The sequence below is a fragment of the Thalassovita sp. genome (assembly GCF_034670005.1).
Taxonomy (GTDB): Bacteria; Pseudomonadota; Alphaproteobacteria; order Rhodobacterales; family Rhodobacteraceae; genus Thalassobius.
In genome coordinates this window covers 26996-40287 of the sequence record NZ_JAXMOH010000012.1, presented here as the reverse complement: position 1 = coordinate 40287, position 13292 = coordinate 26996, and the positions used below count along the sequence as shown (strand labels likewise).

Sequence of the window (13292 nt, the reverse complement as noted above, 5' to 3'; positions counted from 1 at the left end):
CGTTACGGAATGGTTGCGCCGGTGGCTTTCCTCTCCGTAGGTTTGTGGCAAATGGAGGGGACCCAAATGCAGTATCCGGAAAACCTGAACGCCTGGCACGACCAGGTCCGCGAAGACATCATAGATCCCGAGCGCGAGATCACCGATCCGCATCACCATTTCTGGGCCGAAAGGCTGGGCAGTACCTATGAGCTCGACGAGCTTTGGTCCGACACCCAGTCGGGGCACAGGGTGACGCGCACGGTCTTCATCGAATGCCGGTCCGGCTATGATCTTGACGCGCCCAAACCCTTCGCCCCGGTGGGCGAAACCCGGTACGTCGCCGCCATCGCGGCCGAGGCGGCGAAACAGCCCGGCAAGGCGCAGATCGCGGGGATCGTCGCCCATGCCGATCTGCATCTCGATCCCGACACGTTGAACGCGGTGCTGGACGCCCACGAAGAGGCTTCGAACCTGTTTCGCGGCATTCGGCATGCCGGTGCCTGGGACGAAGAGCGCGAGAAATTCATGTTTAAAGGCCAACCGATCCCGCATCTTTATCTAAAACCTGATTTTCAGCGTGGTGTTCAGCTGTTGGGCGCGCGCGGGCTGACCTATGACACATGGCATTTCCATCCGCAGAATGGTGAATTTCTGCAGCTTGCCAAATCCTGCCCGGACACGACAATCATCTTGAACCATTTCGGAGGGCCCATCGGTACCCACCGTTTCGCCGGCAAGCGCGAAGACCGTTTTGCCGAATGGCAGGACGAAATGGCCGCCATTGCCGAGTGTCCGAACGTCGTGGCCAAGCTTGGCGGGCTGGCGATGCCGTTTAACGGCTTTGGCTGGGACGGGCGCGACAAGCCGCCTTCTTCAGACGAACTGGTTGCGGCGCAGGCGCAGTATTATCACCATATGATCGACGTCTTCGGCCCCGACCGTGCGATGTTCGAAAGCAACTTCCCGGTCGACAAGCTGTCGGTCGGCTATGTCACCTATTGGAACGCGATGAAGAAAATCGCGGCCCGCTATCCCGAAGCGGCGCAACAGGCGATGTTTTCGGGCACCGCGAACAGGATTTACCGGTTGTAAGCCCCACACAAAGTCGCCAAAAGGCTGGCCATAAGTGGGCCGGCCTTTCGCTCTATTGATCCGTGTCAATGTTGCCGCGATCCGCTCCGGTTACGGTCCGCAGCGACATATATTGAAGGAGACAGCGCGATGTCGAATACACCCCATGAACTGCACGAAGAATTCCCCGAATTCGTCGAAAAAATCCACGCTCTCAAAGTCAGCGACCAGCATTTCGTCAAAATGGCTGAGGAATATCACGAACTGAACGGCAAGGTGCACCGCGCCGAAACCAATGTTGAGCCGCGCGAAGAGCTGTCCGAAGTCGACCTGCGCAAGCGTCGCGCGGCGCTGAAGGACGAGATTTACGCCTATCTCAAAGCCAACTAAGCGTTGACGACTGGATGAAGACGGGGCGGCAGCGTTTTTGCCGCCCTTTTTTATGGCCCCGGCCGGGTCATTTCCGCAGCGACCGCGCTACGCCGAGGACTGCCGATTGCCCGTTCATTCCACTTTGTAAGGTAACAGGTCGCGTTCATTGGCGTCGATGCGCAGCCGCCGTTCCAGCGGCGGGACCGATCGCTGATGGCACCCGGTGCGGTCGCAGATGCGGCAGGAGATGCCGATCGGTTCATAGGCCAATGGATTGTTCAGATCCAGATCGTCGCCATAGACCAGATCGGCGGCATGGCGAACCTCGCACCCCAATGAAATCGCGAAGCGCCGCACCGGTGCCCCGAACGACCCGCCCGATTTCGACACGTCCCGCGCCAAGCTGATATAGCGTACGCCGTCGGGTGTTTCGGCCAATTGACGCAGGAACCGACCGGGGGATTCGAACGCCCGATGCACGTTCCACAACGGGCAGGCCCCGCCGAAACGGGCAAATTGCAGCCGGGTGGCCGAATGCCGTTTGGTGATGGTGCCCGCCTGATCGACGCGGACAAAGAAAAACGGAATGCCCTTGGCACCGGGGCGTTGCAGCGTCGACAACCGATGCGCCACCTGTTCGATCGAGGCGCCGAAGTGATGCGACAGCAGTTCCAAATCGTGACGGGTGTCCTGTGCTGCGGCAAGAAAGGCGCTGTAAGGCATCAGGGCCGCACCGGCGAAATAATTTGCCAGCCCGATCTTGGCTATGGCGCGGGCCTCGTCCGACTGGAAGCGGGCAAAATCCAGCGTCGCTTCCAGTAATTTATCCTGCTGCATCAAAGCGATCTGTAACAATAACTGAAAGGTCTGGGTTTCCGGTGCCATCCGCGACGAAAGGGTCAGGGTACGACTGTCGGGATCGAAACTGCGCACTTTGGCCTTGTCATTGAAATTGATTTTCAGACCATTTGACTTCAGCGTTTTCAGCGCGTGCAGGCGGATTCCACCCGGTCCCGCCTGATCGGCAAAACGTTCTGCCGCACGGTCCATCGCGTCGATGTAATTGTCGCAGTAATGGAAGAAATCGCGCACCTCTTCCCAAGGGGAAGGCTGGGTGCGGCTGTCTTCGCGGCCCAAGGCTTCGTCGAGCGAGGCAAGCCTTTCGTGAGTTTGCCGATAGGCGCGGTGCAGGTCCAGAAAGGCGCGCGCCAGTGCCGGGGCGTTCGACGCGGTCAGCCGCAAATCGGCCAAGGGCGGCATGTTGTCAGCGAAAACCGGGTCGGCGATGGCTTCACGCATGTCGCTGACCAATCGTTCGCTGTCGCCGGTGGACAGTTCGGTCACATCGAAGCCGAATTCCTGCGCCAGCGCCAGCACAACCGTGGTCGATACCGGTCGGTTGTTGTTTTCCATCTGGTTCAGATAGGGCAGCGAAACGCCAAGCTTGGCGGCGAATTCCTTCTGCGTGAGTTCCAGACGCAATCGGGTTTCGCGCAGTTTGGCGCCTGCATAAAGCTTTTGAGTGGCCATGTTGATGCTCAGGTAAGTTTACAGATTTGCGATCAAGGTATCGTAGGTTTGCAAACCCATCTGCGCAAGGGCAGGCGCGGTGCAATAGGGCGCGCCGCCGGAAGCGGTGTCAGATGCCCATTTTGCGTTCACGCAGGATGACAAGGCGGATACACAGAATTGACGAGATCGAAGTCGTTGCCATCAGTCCGATCAGCGGCAACTCGCTCGATCCCGGGCTCAGCAGAACCCCGGCCAGAGCTGACAAGGCCGCGCCGCCGCCGATCATCATGGTTCCGCCCAGACCCGACGCGGTGCCCGCCAGATGCGGCCGCACAGACAACATGCCGGATGACGCATTGGGGATGGTCATACCGTTGCCGAGCCCGACAAAAACCATGGTTCCGTAAAACAGCGCCGGGTGGCTGAACCCGGCCAAGGTGATGATCAGCGACACGACCAACCCGGTCGAGGTGATTGAGGTGCCGAATAAAATCATTCGGTTGACACCCATGCGGGCGGAAAAGCGGCCGGAAATGAAATTCCCCAAGAAATAGCCGATGCCGGGCGTGGCGAAATACAGGCCCAGATTTTCCGGCGTCAGGTGGAACACTTCGGTACCGACAAAGGGGCCGCCGCCCAGATAGGCGAAAAACGCCCCCGCATTCAGCGCCGCGGCCATGCTGTAGCCCCAGAACCGGGGCGAGGTCAGCAATTCGGGATATTCGCGGAATTGCTGTCCAAGTGAATTGCCGCTTTTCTGTGCTGTTTCCCCCAGATCGAACCAGATCAGGACGAAAAGCGCCACGCCGCAGAATAGCAGCAGTTCAAAAGACGCGTGCCAACTGAACAGGGTTTCCAGATAGCCACCCAATGCCGGACCCAGCATGGGAACCAATGACATTCCCATTGTGACATACCCCATGACCGACGCGGCTTTGTCCGCCGGGAACATGTCACGCACCACCGCACGGGACAGCACAATGGCCACCGCGATGACGGCCTGAAGCATCCGAAACACCATGAACATCATGCCGCTGGTGGACAAAAGACAGCCCAAAGTTGCCAGGCAAAACAACCCGGTCCCCCACAGGATCACCGGGCGGCGGCCATATTTGTCCGACAGCGGGCCGACAAATATCTGCAATATGCCGTTGATCGCCAGGTACAGCGCAACAGACAGTTGCATGAAGCTGTATTCGACCCCGAAATATTCGGCCATCCCCGGAAGCGAGGGCAAAAAGATATTCATCGCCAAAGCAGATATGCTGGCCAGGAAAATCAGTGTTACGATATGTGGTGCGGTCGAGGGGTCCAGAAAACGGGCCCGAGCGTTATTATTCATAGTACAGATTAATGGCTGGAAAACGTCCGAAGTCCAGCGTCGCCAAAATGCTGACGTTACGTTAGTTTGCTGATTTGCGATTAGCTATTGGGTGGCTGCCAAGAGTTTGCAAATTTGCGGAATTATGCTTTGAGTTGGCAGGCACAGCCCCTATACCCTAGTGCAAATCATAAGGGGTCCGCCATGAAAGATATTCTCCAGGAATTGGAAGAACGCCGCGCCGCTGCCCGTCTTGGGGGCGGCCAGCGCCGTATCGACAGTCAGCATTCTAAGGGCAAGCTGACCGCGCGCGAACGGATCGAGCTTTTGCTCGATGAGGGCAGTTTCGAAGAATTCGACATGTTCAAGGCGCATCGCTGTACCGATTTCGGCATGGAAAAAGACAAGCCTGCAGGTGATGGTGTGATCACCGGCTGGGGCACGATCAATGGCCGCATGGTCTATGTGTTCAGTCAGGATTTCACCGTTTTCGGTGGGTCCCTGTCGGAAACCCACGCGGAAAAGATCTGCAAAATCATGGATATGGCGGTGCAGAACGGTGCGCCGGTGATCGGGTTGAACGATTCCGGCGGGGCGCGGATTCAGGAAGGCGTCGCATCGCTTGCCGGGTACGCAGAAGTGTTCCAGCGCAACATCATGGCTTCGGGTGTGGTGCCGCAGATTTCCGTCATCATGGGCCCCTGCGCCGGTGGTGCGGTCTACAGCCCGGCCATGACCGATTTCATTTTCATGGTCAGGGACAGCTCATACATGTTTGTCACGGGGCCCGATGTGGTGAAGACCGTGACCAACGAACATGTCACCGCCGAAGAACTGGGCGGGGCATCGACTCATACCAGGAAATCCAGCGTCGCCGACGGTGCCTTTGAAAACGACGTCGAAGCGATGGCCGAGGTGCGCCGTCTGGTCGATTTCCTGCCTCTGAACAACCGCGAAAAAGCCCCGACGCGCCCGTTTTTCGATGAACCGGGCCGGGTCGAAGCCAGCCTCGATACGCTGGTGCCGGAAAACGCCAACACCCCCTACGATATGAAAGAGTTGATCCTGAAAATCGCCGATGAAGGCGATTTTTATGAAATTCAGGAAGAGTTCGCCAAGAACATCATCACTGGCTTCATCCGTCTGGAAGGGCAGACCGTCGGCGTGGTGGCGAATCAACCAATGGTACTTGCTGGCTGTCTGGACATCGACAGTTCGCGCAAGGCGGCGCGGTTCGTGCGGTTCTGCGACGCATTCGAAATCCCGATTCTGACATTGGTCGATGTGCCGGGCTTCTTGCCGGGCACCAGTCAGGAATTTGGTGGCGTCATCAAGCACGGCGCGAAACTGCTCTTTGCCTATGGCGAAGCGACCGTGCCCAAGGTCACGGTGATCACCCGCAAAGCCTATGGCGGCGCTTATGACGTGATGGCGTCCAAGCATCTGCGCGGTGATTTCAACTATGCCTGGCCGACCGCTGAAATCGCGGTGATGGGTGCCAAGGGCGCGACCGAGATCATCCATCGCGGCGATCTGGGCGACGCCGAAAAGATCGCGGCCCATACGGCGGATTACGAAGACCGCTTCGCCAATCCGTTCGTCGCTGCCGAACGCGGTTTCATTGACGAGGTGATTCAACCCAGATCGACCCGTAAACGGGTCAGCCGCGCCTTTGCCTCGCTTCGCAATAAGAAGCTCAGCAATCCGTGGAAAAAGCACGACAATATCCCGCTGTGATCGCTGGTGAAACGATGTGCAACATATAAGGGCGCTGTCCGGTCCGCCGCTGGGCGGAATCGAGGGTCGCAATGACCCGCGACGGATGGCATATCTTGCGGGACGGGCCGGTGCTGACTTTGGCCCGTCGCCTGCCGGTGCGGTTCGATTTTTGCGTCGATACCCAGTTTCCGGTATGTGGGCGCTTGCGCCTGGCCCGGCAAATACGGCAGGATATGTGGCGCGGCTTGCAGACATTGAATGGATTCGCTCCGGTTATCCGGGTGGAACGAGCCGGGGATTGGTTGCAGGTTCGCGCGGGCGGGCAGGTTGACCGGGCATTCCCAAGGCAGAAATCCGTGGAAATGCTGACGGCGCTGCTGAGCGATCCCGGTCATCGCCTTCGTTGGGTCACCCATGCCGGTGGGGGTCGCCATGCATAAGATGACCAAGGTTTTAGTCGCGTGCGGAGGCGTCCTTTGCTGGACCAGCGCGGCCACGGCGGTAGGGCAAGAGGAGGCCCTGACCGCCGTGCCCTCCGGATTGCAGCTTACCCTGCTGGATCAGTTCATCGAGGCGCAGCCTAACGGCACCGCATGGGCCCGGTTCCGCTTTGTGGCACCGGAACTGGCCGAAGGGATCGGCTATGATCAGGTCGAGGGAGATTTCCCGCATCTCTGCGCGGAATTCGCGCTGCCTCAGCTGCTCAATGCCGGTGAATCTGTGTCTCAAATCGTCATTTCAATGTCTTCCAAACCGTTGGAATTTGGCAGCACAGACCCCGAAGTGATCCAGTTTTTCGAAGCTTTCAGCATCGATTCCGGTCGCTGCATCTGGGAGGGTTTTTGATGTACCTACAAGATGTTGCGCTGTATTCTTCACCTCATATGGGTTTTGAGGCTTTGCCGCCACAGACCCCGCCTATCGGTGCCGCCACGTATCAATTTTGGCCCATTTCGACTATGTTTCACTGGGGACGTCGCAGAACGGCCCCAAGCCTAAATTGGGGGCAGGCAGGGTTAATCAACCCTGATTTGTCATTCGAAGCAGACAGGAGAAACGAATGTCGAGCATCATCAAGATTGTTCTGGCGTTGGGCCTGGTCGCCGTTGTGGCGGCCTGTTCAAAGCCGGAACCCGAAGAATACGTTATGGTCACGCCCGAACCTATTTCGGTCGAACCGGTCTACACCGGCAAATATAAATAACCGGGGCGCACGCCTTGTGAAACAGGGACAGGCCGGGCATCGGCCTGTTCCGGTCTGCCCGCGCTCCCGAACCAGAGGGAGCAGACCATGCTGAAACATCGCGGGTTCCCGGGCCGGATGCCCGGTAGCGATTTCCAATTCACGATTCGCCGCGCCAATCCCAAAGGCGTTACGCCGCTGACCCGCCGCGACCGCTATCGCGATCGTAAATCGGTGGACCGGCGTGTCGATGCCACTTTCATGAAGGCGCTGTGGGAAAATTTTGGCGATCAGCCGTTCGAACGCGGCAATCTCGATGCTGGCCGGTTGAGCTGGCTGTTCGGGCGCGAAGTGATTCCTGCCGAAGACCCGTTCGACCCCGCCAGCTATGAAGCGCTTCTGATGGTCGACGAAGCCCGCGCACGCGCCTCTTTCCCCGAAATATTCGAGGATTGATCGGCATGAAACTGCACAATGCGTCCCAACTTGCGCGGGAAACTGCTCAATTTCACAAACCGCAAAAGGGTGGCTTGGCCGCGCCGTGTAGTTGCGTCAGCGTGAAGCCCGTAGCAGTAGCCCGCGTCGACTGGGCTTCGGCTAGTGTTCTGAACCGTTACCCTTCCCCTTCTGGGCGGATCGGCCTGCGTCATGGCCGGCCGCCCACTTTTTTTGCTGCGTGGAAGATCAATAATTCCTTTTATAAGCAAGGATTTGCGCAAAATCCGCCGATCCTTTTTAGGGGCTTGGACAAATCCCCGGACTTGGTCAACTTGATGCCATATTCAGCATCGGGAAAAGAAGGCCAAGTATCATGCGATCAAAAAAATGGATCATTGCACTCCTCGCCTGTGGCGGGCTTGCCGCCTGTGGCGACACGTTCGGGGAACGGGCGCTTATCGGCGCAGGCACGGGCGTGGCGGGCGCTGCCATTCTTGACGGCAACATTGCCACAGGCGCGCTTGTCGGCGCGGCGGCCAATGTCGCCTATTGCGAAAAATACCCTTCGCGCTGCAACTGAGCAGCCAGGGGCGGCCTTCGGGCCGATTAAGACTGTAGACCCCATCGCGGCAGCCCGCCGCGATGGGGTTTTTGTTGCCATTGCCCCGGGTCTGCCCGGCGGCCAAGTACCGGAAGGGACGAAAAATGTTCAATAAGATCCTGATTGCGAACCGGGGCGAAATCGCCTGCCGGGTGATCAAGACGGCCTGTAAGATGGGGATTCAGACCGTCGCGATCTATTCGGATGCGGATAAACAGGCGTTGCATGTGCAGATGGCCGATGAGGCGGTGCATATCGGTCCGCCGCCCGCCAACCAGTCTTATATCGTTATCGACAAGGTGATGGACGCGATCCGTGCCTCCGGCGCGCAGGCGGTTCATCCCGGTTACGGCTTCCTGTCGGAAAATAGCAAATTCGCCGAGGCGCTGGCCGCCGAAGGCGTTGCCTTTGTCGGCCCTCCGGTCGGCGCAATCGAGGCGATGGGCGACAAGATCACCTCGAAGAAGATCGCGCAGGAAGCAGGCGTTTCGACCGTCCCGGGTTACATGGGCCTGATCGAAGACGCCGATGACGCGGTTAAGATTTCCAATCAGGTCGGTTATCCGGTGATGATCAAGGCCTCTGCTGGCGGTGGCGGCAAGGGCATGCGGATCGCGTGGAATGACGAAGAAGCCCGCGAAGGCTTCCAAAGCTCCAAGAATGAGGCCGCAAACAGCTTTGGCGATGACCGGATTTTCATCGAGAAATTCGTGACGCAACCGCGCCATATCGAAATTCAGGTTCTCTGCGACGCGCATGGCAACGGCATCTATCTGGGCGAACGCGAATGTTCGATCCAGCGCCGCAACCAGAAAGTCGTCGAAGAAGCCCCTTCGCCGTTCCTCGACGAAGCCACCCGCAAGGCGATGGGCGAACAGGCCGTGGCCCTGGCGCAGGCCGTCGGCTATGCCAGCGCCGGCACGGTGGAATTCATCGTCGATGGCGACAAGAATTTCTACTTTCTCGAAATGAACACCCGTTTGCAGGTGGAACACCCGGTGACCGAACTGATCACCGGAGTGGACCTTGTGGAACAGATGATCCGTGTCGCGGCGGGTGAAAAGCTGACCATGACGCAGGACGATGTGAAACTGACCGGCTGGGCGATTGAAAACCGGCTCTACGCCGAAGATCCCTATCGTAACTTCCTGCCGTCCATTGGACGCCTGACGCGGTACCGCCCGCCGGTGGAAATGGCTGCGGGGCCGCTACTGACCAATGATAAATGGCAGGGCGATGCGGCCGCAGGCGACCATGCTGTGCGCAACGATACCGGCGTCTTTGAAGGCGGCGAAATCAGCATGTATTACGACCCGATGATTGCCAAGCTTTGCACTTGGGCCCCGACCCGGGCCGACGCGATCGAAGCGATGCGCAATGCGCTGGACGGGTTCGAGGTGGAAGGCATCGGTCACAACCTGCCTTTCCTGTCGGCTGTGATGGATCACCCGAAATTCATCTCGGGCGACATTACCACCGCTTTCATTGCCGAGGAATATCCCGACGGTTTCGACGGGGTGGAACTGCCCGGCGACACGCTGCGCCGGATCGCCGCCGCCGCTGCCGCGATGCACCGTGTCGCGGAAATCCGACGCACCCGCGTGTCGGGCCGGATGGACAATCACGAACGCCGCGTCGGTACCGAATGGATGGTGACGCTTCAAGGGCAGGATTTCCCGGTTCATATCGACGCCGATCACGACGGGTCGACTGTCAAATTCGAAGATGGCGGTTCTCTGCGTGTTTCCAGTGACTGGACACCCGGCGATCAACTGGCCGAAATTGTCTTTGACGGTCATGAAGGTCTGGTACTGAAGGTTGGCAAAATTTCGGGAGGGTTCCGCATCCGGTCGCGTGGCGCTGATCTGAAAGTGCATGTGCGCAGCGCGCGTCAGGCCGAATTGGCCCGGTTGATGCCGGAAAAAATGCCGCCCGATACATCGAAAATGCTGCTGTGCCCGATGCCCGGCCTGATCGTCAAAATCAATGTCGAAGAAGGCGAGGAAGTACAGGAAGGCCAGGCACTTTGTACCGTCGAAGCGATGAAGATGGAAAACATCCTGCGGGCTGAAAGAAAAGCAGTGGTCAAGAAAATCAACGCTGCGCCGGGCGACAGCCTTGCGGTTGATGAAGTGATCATCGAATTCGAGTGAAGGAATGAAGGCCGTTCCGAATAATGCCTTGTGCCCGATCCGGTGGGAAGGGAGCGATGCGCCCGCCCCCCGGTGGGCGGGCTGGAACGGCTATTCCTTGCCCAGCTCTTCGCGGATTTCCTGTTGCCGGGTCGGCCATTTGTCGATCGAGCGGGTGATTTCGCGTACTGTCCAAGGGGCGGGTTTGCGCAACTTGACCTGCCCGTCCTTGTCGACCAGCGCCAGCATGAACCCGCGTGGGCGCAATTTTTCGCGTAGCGCGCTTTTGCTGCCCGGGTCGGTATCGGTCAGAACCACGACATCGCGGATGGTCAGACCGCTCACATCCGCAGCCAGATACCGCATCTGTTCGACGAAACGCGGATCGGCGGGGCTGTCCGAGAAAACCACGATGGGCCGTTTGAGCCACAAGAATTGCTCCAACGTAACCTCGCCGCTTTCAGCCGAGATTGTCTCGGGCAGGGTGGCGTCGGTCGCCATAGCCCAGCCTGGCAGGGCGATAAATGCAGCAATTCCAAGTATTCGCGTGATCATGGGGCCTCCTGTTGATCAAGATATAGGCATCCCGGGGCCAAATGCGAATGACTATTTCACGGCGGGTCCGCAGAATTGCGGCGACCCCCTTACATCCCCTTATTGTGCCGCCCCGAAGCGGTGCGCAGACAGAAGGACTTGACCATGACCCACAGCAAGGACGATTGGCGCAAACTGGCGGAAAAAGAACTGCGTGGCCGCCCGTTGGACGACCTGACCTGGGATACTCTGGAAGGCATCAAGGTTCAGCCGCTCTATACCGAGGACGATACCGGTGAGCTGCCACATATGGGATCGTTGCCCGGTTTCGGACCCTTTACCCGCGGGGTGAAGGCCACCATGTATGCGGGGCGTCCGTGGACGATCCGGCAATATGCGGGTTTTTCCACCGCCGAGGAATCGAACGCCTTCTATCGCCGCAACCTTGCCGCCGGTCAGCAGGGCGTATCGGTGGCCTTCGATCTGGCCACCCATCGCGGTTATGATTCTGATCACCCGCGCGTGGTGGGCGATGTCGGCAAGGCTGGCGTGGCGATTGACAGCGTCGAGGACATGAAGATCCTGTTCGACGGTATCCCGTTGGACAAGGTTTCGGTGTCGATGACGATGAACGGCGCAGTCATTCCCATCCTCGCCAGTTTCATTGTGACGGGCGAAGAACAGGGCCATGACAAATCGCTGTTGGCGGGCACGATTCAGAACGACATTCTGAAGGAATTCATGGTCCGCAACACCTATATCTATCCGCCTGAACCTTCGATGAAGATCATTTCGGACATTATCGAATACACTTCGAACGAGATGCCGAAATTCAACTCGATCTCGATTTCCGGCTATCACATGCAGGAAGCGGGCGCCAACCTGGTGCAGGAACTGGCCTACACGCTGGCCGACGGGCGCGAATACGTCCGCGCCGCGATCGAGGCGGGGATGGACGTGGACAAGTTCGCCGGGCGGCTGTCCTTCTTCTTCGCCATCGGCATGAATTTCTTCATGGAAGCCGCCAAGCTGCGCGCTGCACGTCTTTTGTGGCACAAGGTGATGACCGAATTTGGGGCGCAGAACGAACGGTCCAAGATGCTGCGCACTCATTGTCAGACCTCCGGTGTCAGCTTGCAGGAACAGGACCCGTACAACAACGTGATCCGTACCGCCTATGAGGCGATGAGCGCGGTTCTGGGCGGCACCCAGTCGCTGCACACCAACGCCTTGGACGAAGCGATCGCGCTGCCCACCGACTTCTCTGCCCGGATCGCGCGCAACACCCAGCTGATCCTTCAGGAAGAAACCGGCGTGACCAATGTGGTCGATCCGCTGGCCGGGTCCTACTATGTCGAAAGCCTGACGGCTGAACTGGCCGATAAGGCCTGGGCGCTGATGCAGGAAGTCGAGGAAATGGGCGGTATGACCAAGGCGGTGGCCTCTGGTATGCCGAAGCTGCGGATTGAAGAAACCGCTGCCCGCCGACAGGCCATGATCGACCGCGGTCAGGAAGTGATCGTCGGCGTCAACAAGTACCGCAAGGACAAGGAAGACCCGATCGACATCCTCGACGTCGATAACGTTGCGGTACGCGAAAGCCAGATCGCCCGGTTGGAAAAGATCCGCAGCACCAGGGACGACGCCGCCTGCGAAGCGGCCCTGGCCGAACTCACCCGCCGCGCCAAGGAAGGCGGCAACCTGCTCGAAGCGGCGGTCGAAGCCGCCCGCGCCCGGGCTACCGTCGGAGAAATCAGCATGGCAATGGAAAAGGAATTCGGCCGTCACCGCGCCGAGGTGAAAACCCTGGCGGGCGTCTATGGCGCCGCCTACGAGGGCGACGAAGGCTTTGCCAAGATCCAGAAATCGGTCGAGGATTTCGCCGAGGAAGAAGGCCGCCGTCCGCGCATGCTGGTGGTCAAGATGGGCCAGGACGGGCACGATCGCGGTGCCAAGGTGATCGCGACGGCCTTTGCCGATATCGGGTTCGACGTCGATGTCGGGCCGCTGTTCCAGACGCCGGACGAAGCGGCGCAGGATGCGGTCGACAATGACGTGCACGTTGTCGGTATTTCGTCTCAGGCGGCGGGACACAAGACGTTGGCGCCGCAGCTGATCGAAGCGCTGAAGGCCAAGGATGCGGGTGACATTATCGTGATCTGTGGCGGTGTGATCCCGCAGCAGGATTACGAGTTCCTGAAAAAAGCCGGGGTTAAGGCGATCTTCGGTCCCGGCACCAATATTCCCGAGGCGGCCGAGGATATCTTGAACCTCATTCGCGCGGCGCGGGCGTAAACACAGCAAGGGGGGCTTTCTGCCCCCCTTTTACGCTGGTCGAAATGCAAGCATTCAGACCCGCATTCCCCCCGAGGATATTTTCGAAAAGAAGAAGGGCCCGGCGGTATCATTCCGCGCGGGCCCTTTTGG

The 13292-nt window shown here is 58.9% G+C and carries 13 protein-coding genes; 10 read left to right on the top strand and 3 right to left on the bottom strand.

The window, feature by feature from the left end; genetic code table 11:
• The first annotated feature begins 66 nt into the window (after positions 1-66).
• On the top strand, positions 67-1074 hold the full coding sequence (locus VOI23_RS16710; RefSeq protein WP_323786124.1) for an amidohydrolase family protein: 1008 nt from the start codon (positions 67-69) through the stop codon (positions 1072-1074).
• Positions 1075-1203: 129 nt separating this feature from the next.
• Positions 1204-1443, top strand: coding sequence for a YdcH family protein (locus VOI23_RS16705; RefSeq protein WP_323786123.1), 240 nt, complete (start codon positions 1204-1206; stop codon positions 1441-1443).
• A 114-nt stretch (positions 1444-1557) separates the two neighbouring features.
• Here the strand turns inward: VOI23_RS16705 and VOI23_RS16700 are convergent, their stop codons facing one another.
• Together VOI23_RS16700 and VOI23_RS16695 are read right to left on the bottom strand one after the other, a co-directional pair.
• A complete protein-coding gene (locus VOI23_RS16700) occupies positions 1558-2955 on the bottom strand; it encodes a helix-turn-helix domain-containing protein (RefSeq protein ID WP_323786121.1) in 1398 nt (465 codons plus the stop codon).
• Positions 2956-3064: 109 nt separating this feature from the next.
• Positions 3065-4279, bottom strand: a complete 1215-nt coding sequence (locus VOI23_RS16695; RefSeq protein WP_323786120.1) for a multidrug effflux MFS transporter — start codon at positions 4277-4279, stop codon at positions 3065-3067.
• A gap of 183 nt (positions 4280-4462) precedes the next feature.
• On the opposite strand from VOI23_RS16695, the gene VOI23_RS16690 reads away from it, so the two are divergent.
• From VOI23_RS16690 to VOI23_RS16660, 7 genes are all read left to right on the top strand, one after another.
• Positions 4463-5995 carry an acyl-CoA carboxylase subunit beta gene (locus VOI23_RS16690; RefSeq protein ID WP_323786118.1) on the top strand — a complete coding sequence of 511 codons (1533 nt, stop codon included), beginning with the start codon at positions 4463-4465 and terminating at the stop codon, positions 5993-5995.
• A 71-nt stretch (positions 5996-6066) separates the two neighbouring features.
• Positions 6067-6417, top strand: coding sequence for a hypothetical protein (locus VOI23_RS16685; RefSeq protein WP_323786116.1), 351 nt, complete (start codon positions 6067-6069; stop codon positions 6415-6417).
• Entirely contained in the window at positions 6410-6823 is a 414-nt protein-coding gene (locus VOI23_RS16680) for a DUF6497 family protein (RefSeq protein WP_323786115.1), read from the top strand. The genes VOI23_RS16685 and VOI23_RS16680 overlap by 8 nt, the downstream gene beginning before the upstream one ends.
• A 214-nt stretch (positions 6824-7037) precedes the next feature.
• The gene (locus VOI23_RS16675) at positions 7038-7181 is read left to right on the top strand and encodes a hypothetical protein (RefSeq protein WP_323786113.1); all 144 of its coding nucleotides are present in this window, start codon (positions 7038-7040) and stop codon (positions 7179-7181) included.
• An 87-nt stretch (positions 7182-7268) separates the two neighbouring features.
• The gene (locus tag VOI23_RS16670; RefSeq protein WP_323786112.1) at positions 7269-7616 is read left to right on the top strand and encodes a hypothetical protein; all 348 of its coding nucleotides are present in this window, start codon (positions 7269-7271) and stop codon (positions 7614-7616) included.
• Positions 7617-7971: 355 nt separating this feature from the next.
• Complete coding sequence (locus tag VOI23_RS16665) at positions 7972-8178, top strand: hypothetical protein (RefSeq protein WP_323786111.1); 207 nt, start codon at positions 7972-7974, stop codon at positions 8176-8178.
• Between the two features lie 125 nt (positions 8179-8303).
• Positions 8304-10352 (top strand): acetyl/propionyl/methylcrotonyl-CoA carboxylase subunit alpha, encoded by a 2049-nt coding sequence (locus VOI23_RS16660; RefSeq protein WP_323786110.1) that lies wholly within the window; start codon positions 8304-8306, stop codon positions 10350-10352.
• A 90-nt stretch (positions 10353-10442) separates the two neighbouring features.
• On the opposite strand, the gene VOI23_RS16655 is transcribed toward VOI23_RS16660, so the two are convergent.
• Entirely contained in the window at positions 10443-10886 is a 444-nt protein-coding gene (locus VOI23_RS16655; RefSeq protein WP_323786109.1) for a DUF4174 domain-containing protein, read from the bottom strand.
• A gap of 144 nt (positions 10887-11030) precedes the next feature.
• Between VOI23_RS16655 and scpA the strand changes: the two genes are divergently transcribed.
• Positions 11031-13160, top strand: a complete 2130-nt coding sequence (scpA, locus tag VOI23_RS16650; RefSeq protein WP_323786108.1) for a methylmalonyl-CoA mutase — start codon at positions 11031-11033, stop codon at positions 13158-13160.
• The last annotated feature ends 132 nt before the right edge of the window (positions 13161-13292 follow it).